The sequence below is a fragment of the Bdellovibrio sp. BCCA genome (assembly GCF_037996825.1).
Classification (GTDB): Bacteria; Bdellovibrionota; Bdellovibrionia; order Bdellovibrionales; family Bdellovibrionaceae; genus Bdellovibrio.
Genome location: NZ_JBBNAC010000001.1, coordinates 3289308 through 3315096, shown reverse-complemented (window position 1 = coordinate 3315096; position 25789 = coordinate 3289308). Strand labels below are relative to the sequence as shown.

Here is a 25789-nt window from a genome sequence, read left to right as displayed (position 1 = left end):
GAGCCCCGGAACTGGAGTAGCTAGTGGCTGATTTCTTAACAGGGATGAGAGTAAGCAGTAGTGGTATGGCAGCGCAAAGAATGCGCATGAATACCATTGCCAGCAACATCGCCAACATCAATACGACCCAGACTCCTGAAGGCGGACCGTATCGCAGAAAAGACGTGGTCTTTGAAGCAATGCCGGATGCAAAAAACTTTGGTGAGATCATCACGTCAACAGACCCGAAAGGAAACTTTCAGCGGGTCCAGGTGACGGATGTTATTTCGGATCGTAAAGCGCCGCTGTTGAAATACGAACCCGACCATCCCGATGCAAATGCTGACGGATACGTCGCATATCCTAATATCAACCTTATGGAAGAGATGACCAATATGATACAGGCATCGCGTTCCTATGAGGCGAACGTGACGGCTTTGCAGGCGTCAAAGGATATGGCACTCAGTGCGCTGGAGATCGGCAGGTAGCTGATTAGCACTCCGGCGTTGCCGGAGTAATTTTCCTAGACCGCGGCAAAATTTTAGGTTTTTTTGAGTTTATTTATATTACAATTTTTATATAGGAGAAGGTGAAGCCATGGAGGGTTTTACTGTATCAAATGCAAACAGGTTTCTCGACACAGGAAGCATTCGTGATTCCAAGTCGTTAAGCATCGAGAGCCCTTCATCAGTTGGTTCGACATCCGATACTGGCAAGAGCTTCGCCGACACCCTAAAAGACGCCGTTGGTAGCGTGAATGAAATGCAGAAGGCTTCAGATAAAGCCATGCAAAATCTCGCGACAGGCAAAACAGACAATGTGGCCGACGTCATGATTGCAGCGGAAAAAGCAGACATCGCTCTCAAAGTGATGGTGCAAGTACGCAACAAGATCATTGATGCGTACCAAGAAGTCATGAAGATGCAGGTCTGATTCTTTAGTTTTTATTTGAGTTTGGAAGTTTAGGTTAGTTTGGCGGAGGGGTTGTCTTGAATAAAATTTTTGGTGGATTGGTTGTCCAATTTCGCGAGTTCTTTAAAAATTTGGGACCAACCAAAAGACTTTCGGTCGTTGCGGTTACAGTCATTGCTATCGTGGCTTTGCTTACGATGGTTTTCATGGCTTCTGGAAAAGACTACGTTCCTCTTTTCACAAACATTCCTACTGAACAAGTTTCTACCATCGTTGCGAAGTTGAACGAAAAAAATATTCCGTTCCAGTTGCGCGACGAAGGTAAAACAGTGGCAATTCCTAAGGAACTTTTGCACTCAACGCAAATGACGTTGATGTCTGAAATCGGTTCTCCAAAAATGGGATCAATTGGTCTTGAGATCTTCGATAAGCAAGATTTCGGGATGAACTCTTACGCCCAAAAAATCAATTATCAAAGAGCCCTTCAAGGTGAGTTGATGAGAGCCATCAATACTTTGACAGCGGTGAAGCAATCCAAAGTGATCTTGGCATTGCCAAACAAAAAAACTTTCCTTGAAGAAAGCGGTTCCGCCACAGCATCTGTTGTTGTTGAACTTCATCAAGGCAAAGAACTCACTCCAGATCAAGTTCGTGGTATCCGTTACCTGGTTGCCAATGCTGTTGAAGGCATGGATGCGGATAAAGTCACGGTTCTTGATGAGCGCGGTAAAGTTCTGACTCGTCAGGAAAACGGAGCGACGGGTGGATCGAACGAATTGTTGGATCTGAAAGCAAAAATCGAAGGCGATCTTGAAAATCGTATCGAAGACATTCTTTCTAAAGTTGTAGGTCACGCAAAAGTCGTGGCGAAAGTCGATGCAACTCTTAATCACCGTATTATTTCTTCGGTGGAAGAATCCGTAGATCCAGATAAGACAGCGATTCGCTCGCAACAATCTGAAGAAGAATCTTTGGATGGCGCCCGTACAAATCCTTCCGGTGTTCCAGGTTCCCGGTCAAATCTTCCTGGTGCTGAAGATCAAGGAACTGTGGGTTTCAAGCAAGACGTTAAAAAAGAAATCAAAACAACAAACTATGAAGTTCCAAAAACTGTGCGCAACATCCGTGAAGCAGCGGGAAACTTGGAGCGCGTGAGTGTCGCTGTCGTGGTTGACGGTATGGCGGTCACAACGACAAAACCAGACGGCACAACAGAAACAAAATACCAACCTCGTACAGCGGAAGAACTTAAAAAGTACGAAGATCTGGTTAAAAATGCGATTGGCTTTAATTCCGCTCGCGGTGACAGTGTCCGAATTGAAAACATGCAATTTCAACCTGAAGACTTCTCTGAAGCTGACAAGATTCTTACGACTCTTGAGCGCAAGAAGTTGATCCATGCATTGTTCAAATGGGCATTGCTTGGTTTCAGCTTGGCGTTGTTCTTCTTCATCGTGGTTCGTCCATTCATGCAATGGATTACCGACAGCTTCCAGGATTCCGTGGAAGAAATGCTTCCTCGTACTATTGAGGAACTCGAAGAACTTCAATCTGTGGATAACACTCTTCCTGGTATGTCGACGGCTCTTCCTGTGTTGCAGGAATCTATCGATCCGGAAAAGGCAGAGAGCGAACTTCTTAAGGACCGCATTATGGCGGCCATGTCTCGCGACGAAGAGAAAGCAGCCAATGCTTTTGGTATGTGGCTTGTTAGGAAGGATAGCTAATGAAACTACATAAGGCCGATAATATCGAGTATGAAAATCTAAAAGGTTTTGATAAGGCCGCAATCCTTATCAACTACTTGGGCCGTGACGCGGTGAAAGTCCTTCTTCGCCGTATGGATGACGCTGACATCCGTAAGCTCATCAATCAAATGAGCAAACTGCGCGTCGTTCCTGTGCACGTGACAAAACGTGTGCTTGAAGAATTCTATGAAATGGTTTCTGAAACGGAAGATTACATCTTCTCTGAAAATATCTCCGCCAAAGACACGATCGTCGATGCTCTGGGTGAAGAAAGAGCCCGCGGTATCCTCGGGGGTTTGAATATCACTTCGGGTGGCTCGCGCTCGTTGGAATCTTTAGAGATGGTCGATGCGAAATCTTTGGCGACATTCTTAGTGAATGAACATCCGCAAACAGTCGCGGTGATTTTAGCGCACTTGGAACCAGAGAAAAAAGGCGAGGTTCTAAAACGTCTTCCAGAAGCGCTTCAAGCCGAAGTGGTTCTGCGTATGGCGAACTTGGAACATGTCGATCCAGAGTTGATCGCTGAAATCGACCGCGTCTTGAAAAATCAATTATCAAATACTGCCACTGTTGAACAAGCTGCCTTGGGTGGAGTTCAACCGGTTGCCGAAATGCTCAACGTTATGGACAAGAACACGGAAACAGCGATCATGTCGCGCCTGGAAGAGAAAGATCCTCTCTTGGCGGAAGAGATCCGCAAGCTTATGTTCGTTTTCGACGATATCGTCAAAATCGACGACCGTGGTATCCAGGCGCTTCTCAAGGAAGTTCCAAACGACAAACTTCTTTTGGCTCTCAAAACAGCCAGCGAAGACATTCGCAACAAGATTCTCAAAAATATCTCAGCTCGTGCGGCCGAGATGTTACGCGAAGACTTGTCGAACATGGGACCTTCTCGTTTGTCAGACGTAGAATCGGCGCAACAAGAGATCGTCAACGTTGCAAGACGTTTGGAAGCCGAAGGAAAGATCTTGATTGCAAGAGGTGGTTCGGAAGATGCAATGGTCTAATTCTAGCAGAGCAGCTAAGTCTGTCCTTCCTAAGGAAGTGGCAGAAAAGACAGTCTTGGATTTCGTGCCCGTTCGTTTTGACCTGGGCACACCCGAGCAGGCTTTGAATTATCTTGCTGAAAAAAGCAAAGGCTCTGACTTCCGCATGAACGACGCGGTTCGCGTGCAAACGGGAATCGATGAAGTCGAAAAAGTCAGCGAAGAAGAAAAAGTCGAAGCCGCTGCCCTTGAGAAACTTAAAGAGATCCAAGAAGGCGCTTACAAAGAAGCTTATAATTTGGGTTTGGAAGAAGGCCGCAGGGAAGCTTTTGAAGCGGTTTCAGCAGAAATCGCCGAGCGTATGCAAACTTTGGATACGCTTTTAAATACAATCAAAGACATGAAAACTGAAATGGCTTCTTTTAATGAAGCGCATTTGGTTCAGTTGGCTTTCCGTATGGCTGCTCGTTTGGCGAAAGCGGAATTGAAAGGTAATAACGAAGCGATGGTGCAAATCCTTCGCGATGCCGTGAGCCTTTCACAAGATGAAGAGAATATCACGGTTCATGTTTCTCAATCCCAGTTTGAGTTCCTTGAAGAGCTTAAAAAAGAAACTGGTCGTGAATTTGAATTCGCAAAACGCATCCGCTTTGAACCGAATCAGGAAATTTCAGACGGCGGTTGTATCGTTGAAACGAATTACGGTGAAGTCGATGCGCGCATTGAACAACGTATCGAACAGCTTTGGACCACTCTTGCTGAAAACATGCCCAAAGTAAAAAACAGGATTGCTGGTTAATGAACGAGCTTGAACTGAATCTGGATAAGTACGCCAACGTTATTGACTCCATTCACTTAACTCGCGATAGCGGGAAGGTGACGGAAGTCAATGGCATGCTTATCAAAGGCTATCTTCCAGGTGCCAGTGTCGGTAGCATCGTGAAAATCAATCCGAGCGGCATGGAAAAATCTTTTCTTGCTGAGGTCGTCGGTTTCAAAGACAAACATGTATTGATGATGGCTCTGAATGACATGAGAGGCGTGGCTTTGGGTTCCAAAATCACTCTGGCTCGTCAAATCGCCACGGTCCGTGCCGGAGACGAACTCTTAGGCCGTGTGGTGGATGGTTTAGGCCGCCCTTTGGATGACAAAGGTGAAGTTGAACATTTCCGAGAAGTTCCTCTTTATAGTGAAGTTCGCAATCCTCTAGCAAGACGGCCTATTCGCGAACCTATTGATTTAGGTATCAGAGCTATTAATGGCGCATTAACCGCAGGTCTTGGTCAGCGTGTCGCAATTATGGCGGGTTCGGGTGTTGGTAAATCCGTTCTATTAGGGATGATGGCGAGAAATACTAATGCTGACGTCAACGTGATTGCAATGATCGGTGAACGTGGCCGTGAGGTGCGTGAATTTATCGAGCACGATTTGGGTCCGCAAGGGATGGCAAGATCTGTTGTTGTCTGTGTGACGAGTGATCAAAGTCCTTTGCTTCGTATGCGGGGTGCTTACGTTGCCACAGCCTTGGCAGAGTATTTCTGCTCTCAAGGTAAAAACGTTCTTTTGATGATGGACTCTGTAACACGTTTTGCAATGGCGCAAAGGGAGATCGGTCTTAGCACTGGCGAACCTCCTTCACAAAAAGGTTATACACCGAGCGTGTTTGCGACTTTACCGAAGTTGTTGGAACGTGCGGGATCTTTTGAAGGCGAAGGCAGTATCACGGGATTCTACACAACTCTCGTTGAAGGTGATGATATGAATGATCCTATCGGAGATTCTGTTCGTTCCATCGTCGACGGGCACATTGTTCTTAGTCGTGCCTTGGCGCAAAAGGGACATTTCCCTGCGATTGATATCATGCAAAGTGCAAGTCGTGTGATGCGGGCTGTGACATCTTCTGAACACGCAAAATTGGCGCAAAAACTGCGCGAGACCTTGGCTGTTTATAAAGATGCTGAAGATTTGATTAACATTGGTGCATATAAACCGGGATCAAATCCAAAAATCGATAAAGCGGTGAAAGTGATCGATCAAGTGAACGACTTCCTTAAACAGAGAGTCGAAGATCCGACAACCTTCACGCAAACAGTTCGCCAAATGCAGCAAATCCTTGTGAATGCCTAAGGCTGGGGCCCACAGTGTGCAGGGCTGGAGGCCCGGAACTGGAGTAATATCTTATGAAATTCAAATTCCCACTCCAAAAAGTTCTCGAGCACCGTAAAATCAAAGAAAACTTAGCTCAAAAAGATTTTCAAGAGGCCATGATGCTTCTCAATGAAGAAATGGCTCGCCTTAATCACATGGAAGGGCAAAAAACCAATGCCCACGCGCAGGCAGGTGCTTTCGCCAGTCAGGGGGGAGCCCAAGGTCCAGCTCTTTCGCAGATCCATGAGTTCCTAAAAGGCCAGGAAATCCGCATCCACAGGCAAAAGCAAAAACTTCAAGAAATCGAGAAATTGGTCGAGTCCAAGAGAGAAATTTTGCGACAATGCGCGCTCGAATATAAAATTATGGAGAAGATGCGAGAAAACAAGTTTGAGGAATACAAACAGGATCGTCTCGCTCAGGACCAAAAAGAGATGGATGAACAAAGCATCCTGCGCTTTAAAGCCGTGAAGGAATAAAATGAAAAGCGGATACGATCAATTTTTTCAGAATGCACGCAAGGTCGCCGATCAACAAGGCGGCGTGAAGTTTAAGAAAAATCCTTCAGCAACGCGTTTGCATCTTGATCTTGCCTCTGAAGACGTTGAACAACAAATCCGCCGTCGCATGAAAATGGGCGCTCCTAAAAAAAGAAAAAAAGCTTCTGTGCCTTGGAAAATGGTAGGCGTTTCTTTCATGGGACTTCTTGTCGCCGTGTGGGGTTTTCAAAATCACGACGAAGTAGAAAATTTAATTAAGCGCGTAGAAATTCAGATGACAGGTGAGGCAGTTGCACAAAATCCTGAAAAACCCGCAGCATCGGCTCCTGCAGCGCAAGAGCAAGTCAACGCCGAAGCAGCGGCGGAAGCTCCAGCGACGATGAGTTCTGCAGAAATTGATCACCTTAAAAAACTCAATGAAAGAAAAAAAGAACTCGATGCGCGTGAAGAAGAACTCAATCGCATGGAGGCTGAACTGCAAGTTCAAAAAGTGGATCTCGAAAAACGTTTGAAAGAGCTTGAAGAAATGAGAACGAAAATTTCTTCGATGCTCGAAGATCGCGTCAAGGCTGATGACCAGAAAGTCGATACCTTGGTACAGATGTACTCGAATATGAAGCCACCGCAAGCGGCTAAAGTCTTTGAGACAATGGACGAGGATTTGGCAGTTGAAATACTTGGTCGTATGAAAAAGAAGAATGCTGCTGATATTATGAATTTATTAAAGCCAGAAAAGGCTCAGGTGTTATCTGAGATGTTTGCTGGTTATAAGCGACGTTCGCCCGCTGGGCGGTAGCCCGCAGAGCGAAGCTGAAGCAGCGAACGGCAATAAAACTTTTTCCAAGGAAGGAGGAAGGTTTGTTACAAAGTATAGTCGGCCCTCCCATGGTGGGTGCGACCGATTTGAAATCTTCACCGGAAAGAACGGTGGATAAGGATTTCAAAGGTTCCGGCTCCGAATCTTCATTCGGAAAGGCTCTCGAAGAAAAAATAACTTCGAAAGACCCGAAAGAAGTGAAAGATTCACCGCAACGCGAGATGAAGCCCAAAGATCAAGATGATCCAAAGCCTCAACAAGCCGAAGCTAAGAAGACGGAAGAGGTCAGCAAACCCGACGGGAAGATAAGTAAAAAGGCGACGGTTCGACAGAAGGCAATTCAGGAATTCATGGACTCTTTCGAGAGTGAATTCGAAATATCCCCCACACGACTTGTGGAGGCGATGGCCCAGCTGGACGACAAACAACTCGCCCAATCTCCCGAAGCAACAGCGAATGCTGTCATTGAGCAATTAGGTTTGAGTGATGAAGACGCAGACAAAGCGCAAGCGATGTATGTGGCTTTGCTAACTCAATTGAACCAAATGCCACAACAGCAACAACCAAAACCTGCGCCAGAAATGGCTGTGGGTGCGGGTATGTCTCAACAACATATGCAAGCGCGCATCGCAGCGGCTCAAGGCAAACAAGATGCCATGGGTGCTTCCGTCGATCGCTTGAATAAAAGTTTTTGGATGAGGCAGGAGCCTAAAGCGGCTCCGACGGACATGCCTTCGTTGGATGCGTCGTTAGCACAAAGAATGATGATGGATGATTCTTCTTCTATGGCGGACATCGCTCAAGATGAAATGCCAATGGAAGTTCCTGAAACAGAAATGCCACAAACTCCTCCGGCGGCGGCGCAAGGGCCGAAGCTTGAAGAGTTGCCTCCGCATTTGCAAGGGCAAATGAAAGAGGCGATGTCTCCGGCGTTGCTCGCAGCTTTAGCAGCAAAACAAGCGGCTCAAGCAAAGCAAGCCCAGGAGCAAGCGGCGACAGAAGAAAATCCAGCATTGATGGATGAATTCCAACAAGCAGCGCAAGCTCCGAAATTGGAAAGAGCTCCGATCGCAATGCAAGGACAAATTCCGAATGTCCAAAACAAAGCGAGCCAAGAGTTCTTCCAAAATCAATCGCAAGGTCAATCTTTCATGCAGCAAAACTCGCAAGAGCCAGCGGCAAAAATGATGACCGGCGGTAAGGAAGCAGCGACGAAGCTTGTGGAAAAAGCTGCGGACTTCAAAAGCAGTCTGACAGGGCTTGAGGGCATTCACGGAGCACCTATCAAAGGTGAAACTTTGGGAATGAACGCGGCAGCTCCTATGGCGGCAGCGGCTCCAACAGCCCCGGCGAATCCTGCAGAAAACGAAGCGGCTGTGAAGCAACTTATGAATCAAGCGCAATACCTGATTAAAAAAGGTGGCGGCGAGATGAAAGTTCAAATGACCCCTGAGGGCATGGGGACGATTCACCTCAAAGTGATGCTTCAAGACGGCAAAGTGAATTTGCAGATGTCGGCGGATACTCAGGAGGCTAAGAAGACGATTGAGTCTAGTCTAGCTGAACTGAAAACCAGTCTTGCTGCTCACAAGCTCTCGATGGAAAATGTGAAAGTGGATGTTGTGAACTCAGCGTCTGCGGATACGGCGACACAAAACCAAACCAACATGAATGGACAAAACCAAAGAGATCAGAATCGTCAATTCTGGAACCAGTTTAATGAAAACTTCGGTTCACAAGGACGTAAAGAATCTTTCTTGGAAATGCCAAACTTGAAAGGTTATGGAAATCGTGGTCGCGATCCTTTGCAACCCATCGAAACATCGAGCACCGCGCGTGCACGCAATGTTGAAGGCAAAGGCAGCGGATTGAATCTTGTAGCTTAACTTAGAAGGAGTAAGGCATGACAGTCATGAGTACCAAACTAGGAGTGAATGCATTCGGGGCGACAGCAACGAAACCTGAGAACGCAGGAGCTTCCAATATCAGTGCTCTTGATAAAGAAAAAGTCGGCGGTGAAAACGTCGGCGACGTCTTAAATAAAATTGTCGATCCGAATTGGACAGATCCATCGAAAAAAGTTCGTACGGTGGGAAATCCAAATTTGGATAAAGATGCTTTCTTTAAGCTGATGCTTGCGCAAATGAAAAATCAAGATCCAACGAATCCATTGAAGAGTCATGAAATGGCAGCACAGCTTGCAAACTTCTCTTCACTCGAGCAAATGCAGAACATGAACAAAACATTGGAAGAAATGAAGAACGGACAAAAACCTTCTGAAAATTTCCAAGCGTTGAACTTGATCGGTAAAGCAGTTGCGGGTGATTCTTCGAAAGTGGTGCGTGGACCGACGGACAAAGATCACGATTTCAAATTCAACTTGCCGATGGAAGCAAGTGAAGTGACGGTGAAAGTTCGTGACTCCGAGGGAACTGTGGTTCGCACTTACAATCTGAAAGGTCTCAAGAAGGGTGAAAACAAACTCACTTGGAACGGTGAAGATGACAGAGCGATGAAAGCAGCTCCTGGTGAATATCAATTCATGGCGGAAGCAAAAGGCGCAGACGGAAAGAAAATTGCGTTGAAGACAGACTTCGACGGAATCATCACAGGCGTGAGTTATTCGAATGAAGGCCCTGTTCTGCACGTTGGAAATCAAGCGATTCGCTTCTCTGACGTGAAAAAGATTACGGACCCTCGTCTTATGAGCAACGACCAGAAAGTAAATGATGTTACAAACCTAGACTTGAAAAAAGATGATGCTAAAGGACAAACTGTAAAAGAGGGGAATGTAGAGCAACAAAAGGCTTCACCATCTCCGGCTCCTGCGGCAAAATCTAATATCCTCAACACAGTGGGTTTATCCCGCGACATGATGGAGAAGATCGCTAAGGAGACGGCGAAATAAAATGGTGGACTTAAAAAAGATACAAACTCTAGATCAACTCGTTCCGCAGCAACCAGCGAAGGTGAAACAACCGGATCTGGGCACGGGACCCTCCTTCAAGGAGACTTTGCAAGATATCGGAGGCTTCAAGCCTCAGAACATCGGGCAAGTGAATCCTCAAGGTCTTGCCAAGGCCGCTGAAGGGGTGAAGTTTTCGAATCACGCGATTGAGCGGATGAAAACTCGGGGAATAAGTTATTCACCTGAGGATATCACGAAGCTGCAAGACGCGATTTCGAGAGCGGCGGCGAAAGGTTCGAAGGATTCATTAGTGTTAATGAATGACTCCGCACTGATCGTCAGCGTGAAGAACAACACAGTTGTGACTGTGATGGACAAGAATGCATTGAAAGAAAATGTGTTCACGAACATCGACTCAACGGTAGTGATCTAAACGCAAAGAAAAGTTAGCAGAGTGGATGGGCTTAGTTAACTTTAGTTAGAAAAATTAAATAAAAAGAATTAGGGCTGGTCCTCGTAGAGGAGGCCCTCCAAACGGCGGATTCCGATTGAAGACGCCAACGACATGGAGGTCACATGGGTATTCTTTCATCTCTTTACACAGGTGTGTCTGGTATGACTGCTCAAGGCGAAGCTTTGGGTGTTATCGGGGACAACATCGCCAACGCGAACACTGTCGGTTTCAAAGCGAGCCGTGCAGAATTCCAAGATATCATTTCTAAAAACTTAAAAGGTATTCTTGGTGGTAACCAAATCGGTCGCGGTGTGAAGATCGGTGCAGTAAATCCTATCTTGACTCAAGGTAATATCGACGCGACAGAAAAAGTAACTGACTTGGCAATCTCTGGTGACGGTTACTTCAAAGTAAAAGGTTCTGATGGCGAGTCTTACACTCGTGACGGATCTTTCCACTTTGACCGCGAAGGTTACTTGGTAACTAACGACAATCAAAAAGTTCAAGGTTTCTCGACTGACGAGAAAGGCAATATCGTTAACAAAATGACGGATATCAAATTCCCTCGCGCCTTGATCCCAGCGAAAGCAACGAAAGAATTGAAGTTGGATCTGAACTTAGACTCGCGCATGGAAGCGACTAAGAAATTCGATATCAAAGATCCATATTCAACTTCTCACTACTCTACAGGTGTTGAGATGTATGACTCTCAAGGTAACAAACACTTGGTAAGCTTCTTCTTCAACAAAGTGGCTGACCGTGAGTGGGAATTCAAAGGCCTTGTGGACGGTAAAGAAATCACTGGCGGGGACGAAGGAATGTTGTCTCAAGTATGTGCTGGTAAGTTGACGTTCACAGTGGACGGTAAACTTGACAGCCAAGAGACAACAGAATCAAGCTTCAACTTCAAGGGCGGTGCTCTTCAAGGACAAGAAGTGAAATTGAACTTCGGTGATGCGATTAAAGACGGCGGTAAAGGTTTGGACGGTACGAAACAGTACGGTAAAAACTCAGACCTTATCTCTTGGCATCAAGACGGTGCGGCAGCTGGTACGATCACTGGTTTGTCGTTCAACGACGAAGGTATCTTGACGGCAGTTTATTCGAATGGACAAGCTTCTGACTTGGCTCAGATCGCTCTGGCGAAATTCGAAAATCCAGAAGCTCTTTTCAAAGTTGGTAACAACCGTTTGAAAGAATCTAGAGATTCTGGAACAGCTTCTCTGGGTGGCCCGGGTGCTGCTGGTCGCGGTAAATTGTTTGCGAAATCTCTCGAGAGATCTACAGTAGACTTGGCGACAGAGTTCGTAAACATGATCCAAAACCAACGTGGTTTCCAAGCCAATGCGAAGACAATCACAACAACGGATGAACTTTTGAACGAGGTTATCCAACTTAAGAGATAATCCTAGCTAACTAGACCTATAAAGACCATGTCACAGGCTCCCTGACCAGGAGCCTGTTTTTTTATTTTTTGCAACTGTGTTTCAGAGCGAAACGGGTTTCAATTCTGCAATACCCAACACGGTGTCGATTAAAACTGTGTAATAATGGCCTGTTTAGGCCCATTTATGAAATTTGCACCTTTTGTTTAGAAACAAATCTGATATATCCTAGCCTCACAAATAACATGAACGTAACAAAGGTGACTCCAAATGAGATGCTTGGTAGTTGAAGACGATAACGAAATTGCAACAATCGTTAAGCAAGGCCTCGGCGAACTTGAAGGTGAAGTCGAAGTTGAATCAAACGGTCGCCGCGCTTATGAGCGTGCATTGACCAACCATTACGATATCATCGTTTTGGATCTGATGCTTCCAGAGATGGATGGTTACACGTTTGCAAAATCACTTCGTGAAAAGGAAGTGAATACTCCCATTCTTATCCTCAGCGCCCTTCGTGAACTTGATGACCGATTGAAAGGTCTTAGCATGGGTGGAGATGACTATCTCACAAAACCTTTTGCGATGGCCGAACTACAAATTCGCGTGAAGAATCTTTTGAAACGCGCCCAAAAAGCTTCAGAAGTCACTTCATTGGTTTTCCAAGACTTGAAATTGAACCGTTTGAACCGTGAAGTGGTTCGCGCGGGTCGCAAGTTGGATCTTCAAGAAAGAGAATTTGTTTTGTTGGATCTTTTCATGAGCAATCCGAACAAGATCATCGGCAAACAGACTATTCTTAAAGAAGTTTGGAATTATGATTTCGATCCTCAAACAAACGTGGTAGACGTATTAGTATGTCGTCTGCGCAACAAGTTAGAGAAAGATTTCCCTACACGACTTATCTATACAGTCAGAGGTGTAGGATATGTTCTTAAGTCGTCTTAAACCGACGCTTTTCCGAATCAGCACTAAATTGACCCTGGCGTACTCTTTAGTGCTGATCCTCAGCTCAACAGTTATCTTCAGTTTTCTTTATTTTCAAATAAGCCACGCTCTTCAAAATCAAGAGCGTGTCGTTCTTGAAGCCAAAGTCGAAGAGTACCGCAATCGCATTGAGATCCGGGGGCTGCAAGACTTTCAGGATTATTTTGCTTATATTCCAAACTACGATCGTGATGCTGCTCTGTTAGTGTCGGTCATTTCACCGCGTGGTGAAGTTTTATTCTTTCATGAGCCTTTTCCTAATTTCAAAGTCGATACGGAATCTCTTCGCATTGAAGTGTTAGGACAGAAAGCTCACAGCTTTGATTTTTCTATGCCGGAACTTCATGGCAGTGATTCTGTGATCTTCATAGGACGTATCTTGAAAGATGGCAATCGCGTCGTCGTCGCTAAAAGTACTGAGGGTCTGAACCTCCAGTTAAGAAATTTACAAAAAATATTCTGGTGGCTCCTTTTGCCGGTAGCTTTGATAGGATTTTTGGGAGGGTTATTTCTCTCCAATAAAACACTCAGCCCTGTGCGTGAACTCATCACGTCGATGAAAAAAATCGAAAGCGGTTCTCTTTCAACACGTGTTCCTGTCGGCGGCAGTGACGATGAACTCGAAGAACTCAAAGTTCTTTGCAATAAGATGCTCGATAAAATCGAGGGACTTGTTGGTGGACTTAAAGAAGCCTTCGATCACTTGGCTCATGATATTCGTACACCGGTTACGAGACTTCGCGGACGTGCCGAGTTGGCTTTAACAAGTGAAGGGGATGTTGAGTCTTACAGAGAAGCTTTGCAAAGCTGTTATGAAAACTCCGACAAGATTCTGAACTTCCTGCAAGTCTTAACAGATATCACCGAAGCGGAAAATCGCAGTAAAAAATTAAAACTTGAAAAGAAATATATTTCTGAAATCGTTAAAGAGATCATGAGTCTTTACGAAATGGCTTTTGAAGAAAAAGACATCAAAGTCATTCAAAAACTAGATACTCATGATTGGGCTCTTGTCGACGCGAGACTTATTAGTCGCGTGATTGCAAACCTTTTGGATAACGCGCATAAATACACTCCGTCAGGCGGAGAAGTGACAATTGAAACTATCAATCAAACTGAAAACGTTATTGTGCGCGTAACCGATTCGGGTCCTGGGATTTCTCCAGATGAGCACGCCATGATTTGGCAAAAACTTTATCGCAGTGATAAAAGTCGCTCTGAATACGGAATGGGATTGGGACTTACTTTTGTAAAGGCCGTTGTTGAAGCCCATGACGGAAAAGTTTCCGTTCGCAGTCCCGTTAAAGACGGACACGGAACTGAATTCGAAGTCCTCTTGCAGAAGATGTCTTAGAAACGTAGCCCTCCGCCAACAAAACTCATGACGTTCTTCGTGTCTTCCAATTTTCGTCAGTAGTTTTAGAACTTAGTCATGTAGCTCTCTGGACGCGATTCTCTTGGTGAGACTCTATTTTCGCTCATGTGCCATATAGATGGCTTTCATAAACTATTACCAAGACGGCTTTGGTAATCCCAAAAATCTCTTTAAGTTTCTATTCTGGGAATGATATCTGCACCCTTTGTTTTGATTGATGAAATTAACAAAGGAACTTTTTATGAAATTCAAAGCTGTGGCTCTTTTTAGTCTTTTGGTGATGTCGTTTTCTACTGCTTCGGTGTTGGCTCAAACTAGAGATAAATCTTGTATGGAGCCTTGTACTTCTAAGAGTGATTTTCCTTATTACTCTTATACTACGACGGGTTTGGATTATGGGTATGACCTTCGTGTCAATAAACGCGCTTTGCGTGGGGATGTTGATGTGAAGCTGTCGCTTCTTGAAAATGGGGCGGAGATTCCTATGATTCAAGGAGCGATGATTGATCTTTCCTCTCGTGAGTCTTTGGTTTTCATTCGTATTCTTAACTCTAAGTATGATGTTCATTATTCTAAGAATCCTGATGTGGATACCAAGCTTGAGCTTAAGTTTTCTTTGGTGAGTGGTGGTCGTGTGCTTGCGGCGAAGGTGATTCCGTTTGCCACGGAATCTATTCAGGATCAGTTTTTTGTGGATGATGTTCGTGAGTTTACTCTTGAGGGTGAAGAGTCTTCTGCTCGTATCGAAACAGAGTTGATTGCTGCTGGTGGAATGAAGTGCCGTTGGAAGATTCTTCCTCCGGGTGTCATGTATTGTGATGATGGTCGATAAATAAAAAAAAGCTCCAAGTTCAATTTACTTGGAGCTTTAAATTCTCGAGCTGGCAAAGAATGTCGAGTCTTGAAACCAGAGACGAAGTTTAGAAACTATTTTGCAGCTTTAGCTTCTTTGATTTTTTCTTTTACGCATTTTTTAACGTCTGCTTTAGAAGCGCCTGGATTTTCTTCTCTGCACATTTTTTGGAATTTTTTTGTTTCTGATTTGCCTGCCGCCATGGAAACTTGACCAGTAACCATCAAAGCAACAACAAGAATAGCTGATAAACGCATATTTACTCCTTTAAAAGTTTATTCGTGTTTCTAAGGATACTTTTATGGCTGGCACCAGCAACTTTCGGAGTTAAAAATTCTTTTAACTTCGGAAGTTTCCAAGATTGAGATTTATTTTTTCAAAAAGAGATGCCATCTTTAGCGCAATGAAGCTGCTAATAATCGATGACGAGCCTGAAATCCTAAAAAAGATCTCCATCTTGGCGGAGTCTAGTGGGCACAGTGTCAAATCTGCGACTTCTGTCGAGTCATTGCAGCAAATTCTCAAAGCGAAAGCCTTCTATCCTCATGTGATCATTTTGGATCGCATCTTAAATGGTATTGATTCCATCAGTTTGATCCCAAATCTCAAAACGGCTTTTGCTGATTCCCGTTTGCTGATTGTGTCCGCTATTGATACTGCGTCTGAAAAAGCGTTGGCGTTGGATGCAGGAGCTGACGATTATCTTGCGAAGCCATTTTCTGCTGTGGAATTACTTGCACGTATAAACGCTCTAACACGTCGAAAAAGTCTTTACGATGAACGCGCGATTTTACGGGTGGGAAATCTCACCCTGCATAAAGAAGAACGCCTCGCGAAGGTTCAGACAACGACCTTGGCTTTGTCTCAAAAAGAGTTTCAACTTCTTTGCATGTTCAGTTCCAATCCGGGAAAGATTTTTCCTCGAGAAGTTCTTTTAGAAGAAATCTGGCAATCTTCCAGTGAAATTGAATCCAAAGTTGTCGAAGCCACTATCAACAATCTTCGTCGTAAACTAGAGGCCAGTTCCGCTTCTGTAGCGATCAAGAACATGCGCAACGTGGGGTACTGGCTTGAGACGTAAGTTTTTCTTTATCTCTTTGCTGGTTCTTATTGCGACGACGGTGTCTGTAGCGGGAATTCTCCTAACTTATTTTCGCACGGAGCGTTTGTCGTTTCTGGATGATCAAATTCGTCAGACAGCAACGTCGATTATTGAGTCGAAACTTTCTGAGTTAAAAACCTACGACGACGAAGAGGCCGATCAAATCATTTCAGAAGAGTTGGGACCGGATCGTTTAGGAAAATTCTTTATCGTGCGCACGCGTGAAGGGGAGATCCTTTTTACCACGCAAAACGTCGATTTATTGGAAATGGAAATTCCTCAAGATCCGAAATGGATCACGCTCACAACGCCAAAACACTTCGTGAGAGTTTTGAATTTAAAACTTCCACGATTTCCGACGCGCACTTTGCAAGTGGGTGTTATCGTTGACGCGAGTTTTATTTCTCTGACCTATGTGAACAATAGAACTCTCTGGGCGATTTCAGGAATTCTGCTGATTATTTTGATTTTAACATGGTTCTTATCGGCTTATCTTTTTTCGCCGATCAAAACTCTGGCGCAGTACTTAAACCAGGTGACGAAATCTCTTGAAGCCAATGCGGAGCTTCCACAGCTTCCGGCGGCTTTATCGCGTTATGCAAAGGAAGCTCCTTTCCAACGGCAGGACGAATTTCGCAATTTAATCCAGGTTCTCAATGGCATGGTTGAAAAAATCAACGTCAGCAGAAAGTTCATGAAATCGTGGACTTTCCAGATGGCCCATGAATTGAAAACACCACTAACGATTGTAAATCGCGACTTTGAAGTGATCTCTGAAAGATACAAAGTCGATGCAACATCGGTGCAAGAAGTTCAATCCAACATTGATAAAATTTCGCAAACAGTTTCAAGCTTTCTGGATTGGGCGGAGCTTACCACACAAAAAATTCCGGGAAATCTTTACGTCATCAACATTGAAGGCTTCTTAGTTCCGGTTCTTGTGAATCTCAAAAAAATCTATGGCGATCGTATTCACGTCACTCAAGGCGCGGACTTTCAGGTGCTGTGCAATCCTCTTCACTTAGAGCAATTGCTAAACAACGTCCTCAGCAACGCTTTAAAATATTCAAAAGACAAAGTAGAAATCTCATTCCACGAGGGATCTTTTCAAGTGCGAGACTTAGGGGAGGGCATTCCTGCCGAAGTTTTGTCGCGCATCGGTTCGCCGTTTAATAAAAGTGCGAATGTCGTGCGCACACAAAAAGGCATAGGCTTGGGGCTAGCGTGGGTGAAAACGATTTGTGACTTGTACCGTTGGCAGTATGAATTTGTTTTAGGCAAGGGAACGACTTTCAAAGTGTCATTCCCGCCCGTAATTTCTGGTTCTTAGATTAAACGCCTAAATAAGACTTACGAACTTCATCGTTATTCAAAAGATTCTGAGCAGAATCCTGCATCACGATTCGTCCTGTTTCTAAAACGTAAGCACGATGAGAAATCTTTAAAGCCATGCGCGCATTTTGTTCAACCAAAAGAACTGTCATGCCTTCTTTGTTCAGCTTTTTCACGATTTCAAAAATCTGCGCCACAATTAATGGTGCCAATCCCAAAGACGGTTCATCTAAAAGCAACATTTTTGGTTTGCACATCAAAGCACGGCTGATCGCCAGCATCTGCTGTTCGCCGCCAGAAAGAGTTCCCGCCATTTGCGACATGCGCTCTTTCAGACGAGGAAAAAGCTCAAAACACATCTCAAGATCTTTTTTGATTTCAGCTTTATCCGAGCGAGAGTAAGCGCCCATTTCAAGGTTCTCATAAACACTCATTTGCGGGAAAACGCCACGGCCCTCTGGAGACTGCGCAATACCCAATTCCACACGTTTAAACGTTGGCACGACATTCAGATTCTGTCCATTAAAAGAGATCTGTCCTGAGTTAGGAACCAGGCCCGAAATCGCACGCAAAGTCGTCGTTTTCCCCGCGCCATTGGCGCCAATCAAAGAAACCACTTCGCCTTCGTTCACAGAGAAACTAATTCCTTTTAATGCTTGAATCGAACCATAAAAAACTTCGAGATTTTCAACAATCAATAAGGGAGAACTCATTCTTTCTCCTCCACACCCAGATAAGCTTCAATCACTTTTTGTGAGCTTTGAACTTTTTGAGGAGTTCCTTCTTCGATCTTTACACCGTGATCAAGAACGATGATGTTTTCACAGATTCCCATCACAAGTTTCATGTCATGCTCGATCAGTAAGACAGTCAATTTAAACTGCTCACGGATTTTTGCGATCGTTTCCATCAAATGATGAGTTTCGGAGTGATTCATTCCCGCAGCAGGCTCATCAAGCAAAATAATTTTTGGATCTGTCGCCAGCGCACGCACGATTTCTAATTTTCTCTGCTCACCATAAGGAAGAGCACTCGCCGGCTTATGAGCTTTTTCATCCAAGTGGAAGATCTTAAGAAGACTCATAGCCTTGTCTTGCAAAGCACCTTCGGCTTTTCTAAATCGTGGCGTCTGCAAAAGCGTATCAAAAAGACCATAGTGCATGTGCTGATGGCCTGCGACCAAAACATTATCTAAAACAGTAAGGCCTTTAAAAAGACGAATATTCTGAAACGTACGAGTCACTCCACGGTGAGAAATCTCATAAGGTTTAAGTCCTTTTAAAGATGTCCCCTCTAAAGCGACTTCACCGTGAGTCGGTGAATACACGCCCGTAAGCATATTAAACACCGTTGTTTTTCCCGCACCATTGGGACCAATAAGTCCGGCAAGCTGGCCTTTTTTAATTTGGAATTCCAAAGAGTCGACAGCTTTAAGACCGCCAAACTGCATGGTGATCTTGCGAGCTTCAAGCAGAACGTCGGACATATTTTCTCCAAACATCAGTGATCTCAAGATCACCGAAAAGACCCTTAGGACGTAAAATCATCACAAGAACCAAAGACAAAGAATAAATCACCATGCGCAGGTCAACACCCGTAAGTTCTTGCAAAGGACGCAAAGCCTCAGGCAAGACGGTAATAAAGATCGCAGCAACGACAGAGCCCGTCATTGAACCCATGCCACCCAGAACGACCATGATCACCGCATTCACGCTTTGCAAGAATGTGAAAGAGGAAGGGCTGATGAAGTTTGTAAAATGCGAGAATAAAGAACCCGCGACACCTGCAAAGAAACTTGAAAGAACAAATGCGCGCACTTTCATGCGAGTGGTGTTAATACCCATGGCTTCCGCCGCGATTTCATCTTCGCGAACACTTAAGAACCCGCGGCCATAAGTGGAATGCATCACACGCCAAATAGTGAAGAAACAAATCACCAGCCACAAAGACGCAAAAATGAATGAAAACAAGAAAGAACTAAATCCAGGAATATTCGAATAACCTCGCGGGCCACCCAAGAAATCCATATTTAACAACGCCACACGAATGATCTCGCCAAATCCCAAAGTCACAATCGCTAAATAATCACCTTTAAGACGAAGAGAAGGAAGGCCCACCAGGAATCCAGCACCTGCGGCAACAAGGCCCGCGCAACCTGCCCAAATAAAAAACTCAACAGCTTGCAGAGGCGGCGGTAAAAGATCCCAGTGTGTATTCGCGTAAGCGGAGAAGTAAGCACCGATCGCCATAAATCCCGCGTGCCCTAAAGAGAACTGTCCCGTGTATCCATTAACAAGATTCAAACTCATTGAAAGAAGACAATTCACCAAAGCAAAAAGCAAAATCAATTGGAAGTATGCATTGATGCCGAAATCAAAGACCAGACCCAGAACGGATAAGACGGCGATAGCAATCAGCGGAGACTTAATAAATTTCATTAAACTTTCTCCACTGTGTATTTGCCAAGAAGTCCGGCTGGTTTAAAGATCAAGATCACAATCAAAATGCCGAATGCCAAAGCATCGCGGTACGTACTGGAAAGATAAGCGACGACCATCTCTTCAGAAAGTCCCATGATCAGTGCTCCTAAAACCGCACCGCCAACATTGCCGATTCCACCAAGAACGGCGGCGACGAACGCTTTAAGACCAATCATCATTCCCATCAAGGGATCAATTTTGGGATACTTCATTCCAACAAGAACACTGCCGACGCCGGCCAAAGATGAGCCGACAATAAATGTAAATGCAATAATACGATCTGGATTCACGCCTAAAAGACTTGCGACAGAGGCATTCGCGCTCACCGCACGCATCGCGCGACCCAATTTGGTTTTAAAAATAAGAAACTGAAGTCCCAACATCGCAAGAACACTCACGATCAAAACCGTGACATCAAAAGATTTTAGTTCCACATCACCAATGTTGAACAAAACCATGTCCTTCATCACTTCCGGAAAAACTTTAGGATCAGCACCAAAAACAACTTGTCCTGCGTATTCCAAGAAAAGACTCACGCCGATAGCCGTGATAAGAACGTTTAATTTGGGAGCATTGCGAAGAGGGCGATAAGCCAGGCGTTCAATAGCCAGTCCCAAGAGACTGCAACAAACCATCGAGACAACAAGAAGAGTGATTAGAGTTGCGATGCCAGGACTTGCATCAATTCCAAAGAAACGGGCGACATAGTAGGCGGCAAAGGCGCCCACCATGTAAACGTCGGAGTGGGCGAAGTTGATCATTTTCAGGATTCCATACACCATCGTGTATCCAAGGGCGATCAGTGCGTAAATAGATCCAAGACTGATACCGTTGATAATGTGTTGAATGAAATCCTGCATGCACCATCCTTATGGAGTGATCGTCGTGATGTATTTGCGGTTGCTACCGTCCACTTGAATAATCACAGCACTTTTTACAGCGTCGCGATTTTCATTCAAAGTGATTTTTCCAGTCACTCCGCCGAAATCTTTCGTCTTAGCTAGTTCATCACGAATGGCTTTGCCTGACAAGTCAGGAGCGCGTTCCATCGCTGCAACTAAGATTTTTGCGGCATCGTAAGCCAGAGCCGCCAAAGCGTCCGGTGTTTCGTTGTACTTCGCTTTAAACTTTTTAATAAATTCAGTCACTGCCGGGTCTGAAGACTCTGTTGTGTAGTGATTTGAGTAGTAATTGCCGTTGATGGCCTCTTTACCGATCTCAGAAAGTTTGTCGCTATCCCAACCGTCTCCGCCCATGAGCGGCACTTTTATACCTAATTGGCGCGCTTGTTGAGCAATCAATCCGACTTCAGTGTAATAACCGGGGACATAGATGCCCTCAGGGTTTTTAGAGCGGATTTGAGTTAGTTGAGCTTTGAAATCGATATCTCCGGCTTGATAACTTAGATCCGCCACGATTTCACCACCGCGTTTTTTAAACTCAGCAGCAAAGACGTCAGCAAGACCCACGCTGTAATCATTTTTGACGTCGCGAAGAATCGCCGCTTTTTTCATTTTCAAATTTTCCGTCGCGAATTTCGCCATCACGTAACCTTGGAATGGATCGATAAAGCAGACGCGGAAAACATAATCACCCACTTTAGTCACATCCGGATTTGTTGAAGCCGGAGAAACAAAAGGAACTTTGTGAGTTTGCGCAATCGGAGCCGCCGCTTTCGAACGACCGCTGGCAACGCCACCAATAATCGCAACAACTTTGTTCTGTGTGATCAAACGAGTTGTCGCCGCTGCCGCTTCTTCGTTTTTCCCTTGGTCATCCAAAGTCACAAGGCTGATTTTTTTGCCTTTTACTCCGCCAGCGGCATTGATTTCGTCTAGGGCCAAGCGGACGCCTTTATTTGAACTCAATCCAAAAGTGGCATCACTTCCAGTCAAAGAATCATATTCACCGATAACGATTTCGTTTTCTTTTTTTGTACATCCGGAAAGCAATGGCAACACAAGAACCAAAGCTAAAAGTAGGCGTTTCATAAGACCTCATTTCTGAAAAACTTGAATGGAATATGCTTTAGAATTCTAGATGAAGTCTTAAGTGGCAAGAATATTCGCTAAAGAGATCAAATCCAGTTGGGATTTTTTCTCATGCTTCGTCACTAAATCCAAAGGCACTTGAATCAGACGTTCGCCTTCAGTACCGATCATCACATCACAATAACCTTTAAGAAGGGCATCGACGGCCGCGGCACCCATACGGCTTGCAAGAATACGATCCGCCGCTGTCGGAGAACCTCCGCGCTGTTGGTGTCCCAAGATACAAACTTTAGCGTCCATGCCGGATTTTTTGCGAATCGCATCCGCAAGATCATAGGCGCGCCCCGGCTTTTGCCCTTCAGCGGTGACAAGAATACTGCTGGTTTTCCCTCTAGAAATACCATCTTTGATATGGTCCAAAGCTTTTTCAACAGTCGTATTTCCATCAGGAGTGAAGATTTCTTCAGCACCACCGGCAAGACCGACGTGAGAAGCGATGAATCCAGAATTTCTTCCCATCACTTCAACAATAAAAAGACGGTCATGCGAGGCGGCCGTATCACGAATTCTATCAATCGCTTCAAGAGCGGTATTCACCGCCGTATCAAAACCGATGGTTTTGTCACTGCCATAAATATCGTTATCAATTGTGCCGGGAACTCCGACGACGGGAATTTGATGCTCTTCCCAAAGTGCGTGGGCGCCTCTAAAAGAACCATCGCCACCGATACACACCAAAGCATCGATTTCGGCATCCTTCAGATGCTGTGCTGCTTTAGCGCGGCCTTCGGCCTTCATAAAATCCGTCGAGCGGCCCGTTTTCAGAATCGTACCACCGCGCTGAATGATGTTCGCCATATCACGAAGTTGCAAAGGCTGAATTTTGTTTTCAATCATTCCGACGTAACCATTGAGGACGCCATAGACTTCTAAATTTTGTGCAATTCCAACACGAACCACAGCACGAATAGCCGCATTCATTCCTGGCGCGTCGCCGCCGCTTGTGTAAACACCGATTCTCTTAATTTTTTTTGTAAATTGAGCCATATAGAAAGGCTACTACCACGAAACGGAAAAAGGAAGATAAGAAGTGTCTTTCCGCTCGGGCAGTCCTCGCGGACGCCTCCCTTTGGGAGTGCTGCTGTGGAACTCGCTCCAAGACACTTCTTATCTTCCTTTTTCCTTTTGCTAGAATCCTCTATGGATTTTCAAAGAAATAGATTGTGTTTTAAGTGGGGAAATTAGGAATGAATGTTGTGCTTGGCGCATAAAAAAAGGCGCTCCCGAGGGAACGCCTTTCAAAGGTTTTAATCGTTAGATACGATTACTTAACCATTGATTTGAATTCTGCGCCAGCGCGGAATTTTGGAGCCCAAGCAGCTGGGATTTTGATCGCTTTACCAGTTTGTGGATTGCGACCAGTGCGAGCTTTACGCTTAGCTTTTGTGAATGTACCGAAACCAACAAGTTTAACATCGTCGCCTTTTTTAACAGACTTTTTGATGTTTTCTACTGCGCAATCAAGGATTGCTTCAGCTTGAGCTTTAGAAACTTTTGTTTCAGCTGCGATTTTTTCGATGAGTTGTGCTTTGTTCATTTTGAACTCCTCTTTCAGACACTTTTGTGTGTCTTCTCGTTGTAATTAAAATCTTGATGATAACTCTTCGTCATCCAATGACATGCCAATCAAAATTCAAAAACTAAATTTCGTCAATAGCAAAATGTGAAAACGTCTCTGAGTGCGCCTTTCAAAGGAACTAATGTTCGTTCTCCGATGAATCATCATAGTCATCGTCAGAAGAACTTAAAGAATCACTTGAAGAACCCGAGACGGGAATGCGGTAGGATTCACTCGCCCACTCACCCAAATCGATGAGTCGACATCTCTCAGAACAGAAAGGTCGGAAGGGGTTTTCTACTGTGTACAAAGTCAAACGCCCACACTGTGGGCATTTGACCTGTCGAGATTTTTGAGGTTCGGTCATACTTGAATTTTTACTAACTCTTGCACCGAGTGCAAGACGCGGAGCTTAGCGACGTTTGAATTTTCCAGTCGCAATCTTTGTCGCCACGTTGTTATACGGGAAATAAAGATCGTATGTGAAATAACCGTCTTGCAAAGTTCCTTGCAGAACCTGGATTTGGATCAGTTTCAATCCGCCACCATTCCAGTAAGAACCTTGGGCTCTGATTTCAAAACCTTTACTGTTATTAATTAAGCTGAACGTGTTGTTCTGGTTCAAGTAAAGTGGATTGAAAGCCATACCGCCGCCGTTGATACCTACACTCAGTGTGTATTGATACCAGTTTGGAGCAGGGTAAGCTGTGAAAGACACTGTGGGTTTCAATGAAGAATCAACACTGAATTCGATCTGGAAAGATCCAGAAACCCAGTTGTTGCAATCAGCAAGGCCGGCTTGCCAACCCCAAATATTTCTATCGCAAACAGCCATCGCTTGTTTCAAGAACTCTTTATAAGCCCCTGCATTGACGATTTGCATGTCGCCATTTTGCGTGCTGACGCCATAATAGCTATTATAGAAATATCTGTTGTAGTCATAGTAGCGAACAACGCCGTTAGTTGGTACAACACCGGTGTTGTTCACGCAGACAGTGCCATTCCAAACTTGGCCGGCAGCACATGAAGGAATCACGGGATTAATAACCGTGTCTCCACCGCTGTCTTTCGCGCAACTGACCATCAACAAGGCGGAATAAATCGCCAGAAATGATGCCATTAGCTTCTTCATATCAACCTCTCTCGTCTCGATAGACTTCTTCAGTTAATCTGCAATACATGAGTCATGCCATCCCAACGCGTTCCCAAGAATTCGCTAAAAACGAATTGACGGAAGTAGGACTGTCTAAACTATGGAAAGAGGGGACATTTTGCGTCAGTCTCAATATGAGACACGGGGTTTTGTTCGAAAAAATTCTTCAAGGCAACAGATGGTTGCAGTGTGCGCTTTGTATTAGACAAGAAACCCGAAGAATTTTACTCAGCTTTCCTAGAAAAAGGAGAAGTATGAAAAAGGTTTTATTTTTAAGCGCGGTGTTGTTGTCGATGTCAGTAGCAAAAGCGGAAATTTGCGGAAAAAGCGATGAACGAGTTCCGTCGCTGGATCCAAAAGTAGGTCGTTTGGTTCTTGCAGGTCACACAACTGGTTGCACGATTTCTTTAGTGGGTAACAAGTGCGCGATCACAATAGGCGAATGCTATAATTATGATTATGCCGAGTTCAACGTTCCGGCCTCTATCAAAGGTGTACCGCAAGCTTCTCGCGCTGAAGATATTTACTATGTGAAAAAAGATCGCACGGTTTATAAACGTGGTGGCATCGGCAGTCAGTGGGCCGTCATGCAACTAGAGCCCAATCGTATCACGCAAAAACTTCCCGGCGAGGTTCAAGGATACTATCGTGTGGCGTCTCATAGATCTCAAACGAATGAACCGGTTCGCGTGATCGGTTATGGTTATGCTTTGAACGACACTTACAATATCAAACATGAAGGTTACAAACCCAATGCTTACGGAGAAGAAATGCATTACGCGCAACAAGTTTCTTACGGAAAACTTGTGAAAGCGGGCATTTTCTTAGTTCCTGAAATCCTTGAGCACAATGCTGACACTTCTTATGGAAGCTGGGGTGCACCGATTATCAGCGAAGTCACAAATGAAATCGTCGGTATCAGCACCCATGGTGGTTGTGAAGCGGAATACATGGTGAAAGCTGGCGCTCGTTACACAAACTCAGGAACTTCAGTGACAGGTTCGAAAGCTTTTAAGCATGCTATCGAAAGCTGCTTGAACAATTAAGATCCGAGACAA

28 protein-coding genes are annotated in these 25789 nt (G+C 44.8%); 18 read left to right on the top strand and 10 right to left on the bottom strand.

The window, feature by feature from the left end:
• Positions 1-23 precede the first annotated feature (23 nt).
• The 15 genes from flgC (at position 24) to AAAA78_RS15925 (ending at position 15034) form a co-directional block, all read left to right on the top strand.
• Entirely contained in the window at positions 24-467 is a 444-nt protein-coding gene (flgC, locus tag AAAA78_RS15995; RefSeq protein WP_340593079.1) for a flagellar basal body rod protein FlgC, read from the top strand.
• 109 nt (positions 468-576) lie between these two features.
• Complete coding sequence (gene fliE / locus AAAA78_RS15990) at positions 577-912, top strand: flagellar hook-basal body complex protein FliE (RefSeq protein ID WP_295906225.1); 336 nt, start codon at positions 577-579, stop codon at positions 910-912.
• A gap of 56 nt (positions 913-968) precedes the next feature.
• Positions 969-2618 (top strand): flagellar basal-body MS-ring/collar protein FliF, encoded by a 1650-nt coding sequence (gene fliF, locus AAAA78_RS15985; RefSeq protein WP_295906224.1) that lies wholly within the window; start codon positions 969-971, stop codon positions 2616-2618.
• Entirely contained in the window at positions 2618-3652 is a 1035-nt protein-coding gene (gene fliG / locus AAAA78_RS15980; protein ID WP_340593076.1) for a flagellar motor switch protein FliG, read from the top strand. The genes fliF and fliG overlap by 1 nt, the downstream gene beginning before the upstream one ends.
• Positions 3639-4430, top strand: coding sequence for a FliH/SctL family protein (locus tag AAAA78_RS15975; RefSeq protein ID WP_340593075.1), 792 nt, complete (start codon positions 3639-3641; stop codon positions 4428-4430). The genes fliG and AAAA78_RS15975 overlap by 14 nt, the downstream gene beginning before the upstream one ends.
• Positions 4430-5758, top strand: coding sequence for a FliI/YscN family ATPase (locus AAAA78_RS15970; RefSeq protein ID WP_340593074.1), 1329 nt, complete (start codon positions 4430-4432; stop codon positions 5756-5758). Before AAAA78_RS15975 ends, AAAA78_RS15970 begins: the two co-directional genes overlap by 1 nt.
• A gap of 53 nt (positions 5759-5811) precedes the next feature.
• Positions 5812-6258, top strand: coding sequence for a flagellar export protein FliJ (fliJ, locus tag AAAA78_RS15965; protein ID WP_340593073.1), 447 nt, complete (start codon positions 5812-5814; stop codon positions 6256-6258).
• 1 nt (position 6259) lies between these two features.
• Positions 6260-7075, top strand: coding sequence for a MotE family protein (locus tag AAAA78_RS15960; protein ID WP_340593071.1), 816 nt, complete (start codon positions 6260-6262; stop codon positions 7073-7075).
• 62 nt (positions 7076-7137) lie between these two features.
• Positions 7138-8982 carry a flagellar hook-length control protein FliK gene (locus AAAA78_RS15955; protein ID WP_340593069.1) on the top strand — a complete coding sequence of 615 codons (1845 nt, stop codon included), beginning with the start codon at positions 7138-7140 and terminating at the stop codon, positions 8980-8982.
• Positions 8983-8999: 17 nt separating this feature from the next.
• Positions 9000-10004, top strand: coding sequence for a flagellar hook assembly protein FlgD (locus tag AAAA78_RS15950; protein WP_340593068.1), 1005 nt, complete (start codon positions 9000-9002; stop codon positions 10002-10004).
• Between the two features lies 1 nt (position 10005).
• Positions 10006-10437 carry a TIGR02530 family flagellar biosynthesis protein gene (locus AAAA78_RS15945; RefSeq protein WP_340593067.1) on the top strand — a complete coding sequence of 144 codons (432 nt, stop codon included), beginning with the start codon at positions 10006-10008 and terminating at the stop codon, positions 10435-10437.
• Between the two features lie 143 nt (positions 10438-10580).
• The gene (locus AAAA78_RS15940) at positions 10581-11864 is read left to right on the top strand and encodes a flagellar hook protein FlgE (protein ID WP_340593066.1); all 1284 of its coding nucleotides are present in this window, start codon (positions 10581-10583) and stop codon (positions 11862-11864) included.
• 249 nt (positions 11865-12113) lie between these two features.
• Positions 12114-12788, top strand: a complete 675-nt coding sequence (locus AAAA78_RS15935) for a response regulator transcription factor (protein ID WP_295905896.1) — start codon at positions 12114-12116, stop codon at positions 12786-12788.
• A complete protein-coding gene (locus tag AAAA78_RS15930) occupies positions 12769-14181 on the top strand; it encodes an ATP-binding protein (protein WP_340593064.1) in 1413 nt (470 codons plus the stop codon). The genes AAAA78_RS15935 and AAAA78_RS15930 overlap by 20 nt, the downstream gene beginning before the upstream one ends.
• A 262-nt stretch (positions 14182-14443) precedes the next feature.
• On the top strand, positions 14444-15034 hold the full coding sequence (locus AAAA78_RS15925) for a hypothetical protein (protein ID WP_340593063.1): 591 nt from the start codon (positions 14444-14446) through the stop codon (positions 15032-15034).
• A gap of 95 nt (positions 15035-15129) precedes the next feature.
• Here AAAA78_RS15925 and AAAA78_RS15920 read toward each other — a convergent pair whose 3' ends face one another.
• Complete coding sequence (locus AAAA78_RS15920; protein ID WP_340593062.1) at positions 15130-15312, bottom strand: hypothetical protein; 183 nt, start codon at positions 15310-15312, stop codon at positions 15130-15132.
• 146 nt (positions 15313-15458) lie between these two features.
• Between AAAA78_RS15920 and AAAA78_RS15915 the strand changes: the two genes are divergently transcribed.
• Complete coding sequence (locus AAAA78_RS15915) at positions 15459-16136, top strand: response regulator transcription factor (protein ID WP_340593061.1); 678 nt, start codon at positions 15459-15461, stop codon at positions 16134-16136.
• A complete protein-coding gene (locus tag AAAA78_RS15910) occupies positions 16126-17487 on the top strand; it encodes a sensor histidine kinase (RefSeq protein WP_340593060.1) in 1362 nt (453 codons plus the stop codon). Before AAAA78_RS15915 ends, AAAA78_RS15910 begins: the two co-directional genes overlap by 11 nt.
• Before the next feature lies 1 nt (position 17488).
• Here AAAA78_RS15910 and AAAA78_RS15905 read toward each other — a convergent pair whose 3' ends face one another.
• The 9 genes from AAAA78_RS15905 to AAAA78_RS15865 all read right to left on the bottom strand — a co-directional run bounded on the left by AAAA78_RS15905 (position 17489) and on the right by AAAA78_RS15865 (position 24710).
• On the bottom strand, positions 17489-18202 hold the full coding sequence (locus tag AAAA78_RS15905; RefSeq protein ID WP_340593059.1) for an ABC transporter ATP-binding protein: 714 nt from the start codon (positions 18200-18202) through the stop codon (positions 17489-17491).
• The gene (locus AAAA78_RS15900; protein WP_340593058.1) at positions 18199-18975 is read right to left on the bottom strand and encodes an ABC transporter ATP-binding protein; all 777 of its coding nucleotides are present in this window, start codon (positions 18973-18975) and stop codon (positions 18199-18201) included. The genes AAAA78_RS15905 and AAAA78_RS15900 overlap by 4 nt, the downstream gene beginning before the upstream one ends.
• On the bottom strand, positions 18956-19927 hold the full coding sequence (locus tag AAAA78_RS15895; RefSeq protein WP_340593057.1) for a branched-chain amino acid ABC transporter permease: 972 nt from the start codon (positions 19925-19927) through the stop codon (positions 18956-18958). The genes AAAA78_RS15900 and AAAA78_RS15895 overlap by 20 nt, the downstream gene beginning before the upstream one ends.
• Positions 19927-20829 carry a branched-chain amino acid ABC transporter permease gene (locus AAAA78_RS15890; protein WP_295905916.1) on the bottom strand — a complete coding sequence of 301 codons (903 nt, stop codon included), beginning with the start codon at positions 20827-20829 and terminating at the stop codon, positions 19927-19929. Before AAAA78_RS15890 ends, AAAA78_RS15895 begins: the two co-directional genes overlap by 1 nt.
• Positions 20830-20838: 9 nt before the next feature.
• Positions 20839-21960 (bottom strand): ABC transporter substrate-binding protein, encoded by a 1122-nt coding sequence (locus AAAA78_RS15885; protein ID WP_295905917.1) that lies wholly within the window; start codon positions 21958-21960, stop codon positions 20839-20841.
• A 57-nt stretch (positions 21961-22017) separates the two neighbouring features.
• On the bottom strand, positions 22018-23007 hold the full coding sequence (gene pfkA, locus AAAA78_RS15880) for a 6-phosphofructokinase (protein ID WP_340593056.1): 990 nt from the start codon (positions 23005-23007) through the stop codon (positions 22018-22020).
• 277 nt (positions 23008-23284) lie between these two features.
• Positions 23285-23557 carry an HU family DNA-binding protein gene (locus AAAA78_RS15875; protein WP_295905919.1) on the bottom strand — a complete coding sequence of 91 codons (273 nt, stop codon included), beginning with the start codon at positions 23555-23557 and terminating at the stop codon, positions 23285-23287.
• A 160-nt stretch (positions 23558-23717) separates the two neighbouring features.
• Positions 23718-23945 carry a DNA gyrase inhibitor YacG gene (locus AAAA78_RS15870; protein ID WP_340593054.1) on the bottom strand — a complete coding sequence of 76 codons (228 nt, stop codon included), beginning with the start codon at positions 23943-23945 and terminating at the stop codon, positions 23718-23720.
• Between the two features lie 45 nt (positions 23946-23990).
• Positions 23991-24710 (bottom strand): hypothetical protein, encoded by a 720-nt coding sequence (locus tag AAAA78_RS15865; protein ID WP_340593053.1) that lies wholly within the window; start codon positions 24708-24710, stop codon positions 23991-23993.
• 275 nt (positions 24711-24985) lie between these two features.
• Here AAAA78_RS15865 and AAAA78_RS15860 point away from each other — a divergent pair, with 275 nt between their 5' ends.
• A complete protein-coding gene (locus AAAA78_RS15860; protein ID WP_340593052.1) occupies positions 24986-25777 on the top strand; it encodes a hypothetical protein in 792 nt (263 codons plus the stop codon).
• Positions 25778-25789 lie beyond the last annotated feature (12 nt).

What these genes read in the sequence shown, in the direction of transcription:
- AAAA78_RS15860 (WP_340593052.1), top strand. Translation starts at nt 24,986, where the DNA reads ATGAAAAAGGTTTTATTTTTAAGCGCGGTGTTGTTGTCGATGTCAGTA.
- AAAA78_RS15915 (WP_340593061.1), top strand. Translation starts at nt 15,459, where the DNA reads ATGAAGCTGCTAATAATCGATGACGAGCCTGAAATCCTAAAAAAGATC.
- AAAA78_RS15960 (WP_340593071.1), top strand. Translation starts at nt 6,260, where the DNA reads ATGAAAAGCGGATACGATCAATTTTTTCAGAATGCACGCAAGGTCGCC.
- AAAA78_RS15970 (WP_340593074.1), top strand. Translation starts at nt 4,430, where the DNA reads ATGAACGAGCTTGAACTGAATCTGGATAAGTACGCCAACGTTATTGAC.
- AAAA78_RS15950 (WP_340593068.1), top strand. Translation starts at nt 9,000, where the DNA reads ATGACAGTCATGAGTACCAAACTAGGAGTGAATGCATTCGGGGCGACA.
- AAAA78_RS15920 (WP_340593062.1), bottom strand. Translation starts at nt 15,312, where the DNA reads ATGCGTTTATCAGCTATTCTTGTTGTTGCTTTGATGGTTACTGGTCAA.
- fliJ (WP_340593073.1), top strand. Translation starts at nt 5,812, where the DNA reads ATGAAATTCAAATTCCCACTCCAAAAAGTTCTCGAGCACCGTAAAATC.
- AAAA78_RS15975 (WP_340593075.1), top strand. Translation starts at nt 3,639, where the DNA reads ATGCAATGGTCTAATTCTAGCAGAGCAGCTAAGTCTGTCCTTCCTAAG.
- AAAA78_RS15865 (WP_340593053.1), bottom strand. Translation starts at nt 24,710, where the DNA reads ATGAAGAAGCTAATGGCATCATTTCTGGCGATTTATTCCGCCTTGTTG.
- AAAA78_RS15930 (WP_340593064.1), top strand. Translation starts at nt 12,769, where the DNA reads ATGTTCTTAAGTCGTCTTAAACCGACGCTTTTCCGAATCAGCACTAAA.
- AAAA78_RS15905 (WP_340593059.1), bottom strand. Translation starts at nt 18,202, where the DNA reads ATGAGTTCTCCCTTATTGATTGTTGAAAATCTCGAAGTTTTTTATGGT.
- pfkA (WP_340593056.1), bottom strand. Translation starts at nt 23,007, where the DNA reads ATGGCTCAATTTACAAAAAAAATTAAGAGAATCGGTGTTTACACAAGC.
- AAAA78_RS15890 (WP_295905916.1), bottom strand. Translation starts at nt 20,829, where the DNA reads ATGCAGGATTTCATTCAACACATTATCAACGGTATCAGTCTTGGATCT.
- AAAA78_RS15875 (WP_295905919.1), bottom strand. Translation starts at nt 23,557, where the DNA reads ATGAACAAAGCACAACTCATCGAAAAAATCGCAGCTGAAACAAAAGTT.
- AAAA78_RS15940 (WP_340593066.1), top strand. Translation starts at nt 10,581, where the DNA reads ATGGGTATTCTTTCATCTCTTTACACAGGTGTGTCTGGTATGACTGCT.
- AAAA78_RS15945 (WP_340593067.1), top strand. Translation starts at nt 10,006, where the DNA reads ATGGTGGACTTAAAAAAGATACAAACTCTAGATCAACTCGTTCCGCAG.
- AAAA78_RS15870 (WP_340593054.1), bottom strand. Translation starts at nt 23,945, where the DNA reads ATGACCGAACCTCAAAAATCTCGACAGGTCAAATGCCCACAGTGTGGG.
- fliE (WP_295906225.1), top strand. Translation starts at nt 577, where the DNA reads ATGGAGGGTTTTACTGTATCAAATGCAAACAGGTTTCTCGACACAGGA.
- AAAA78_RS15900 (WP_340593058.1), bottom strand. Translation starts at nt 18,975, where the DNA reads ATGTCCGACGTTCTGCTTGAAGCTCGCAAGATCACCATGCAGTTTGGC.
- AAAA78_RS15925 (WP_340593063.1), top strand. Translation starts at nt 14,444, where the DNA reads ATGAAATTCAAAGCTGTGGCTCTTTTTAGTCTTTTGGTGATGTCGTTT.
- AAAA78_RS15935 (WP_295905896.1), top strand. Translation starts at nt 12,114, where the DNA reads ATGAGATGCTTGGTAGTTGAAGACGATAACGAAATTGCAACAATCGTT.
- fliG (WP_340593076.1), top strand. Translation starts at nt 2,618, where the DNA reads ATGAAACTACATAAGGCCGATAATATCGAGTATGAAAATCTAAAAGGT.
- AAAA78_RS15885 (WP_295905917.1), bottom strand. Translation starts at nt 21,960, where the DNA reads ATGAAACGCCTACTTTTAGCTTTGGTTCTTGTGTTGCCATTGCTTTCC.
- AAAA78_RS15895 (WP_340593057.1), bottom strand. Translation starts at nt 19,927, where the DNA reads ATGAAATTTATTAAGTCTCCGCTGATTGCTATCGCCGTCTTATCCGTT.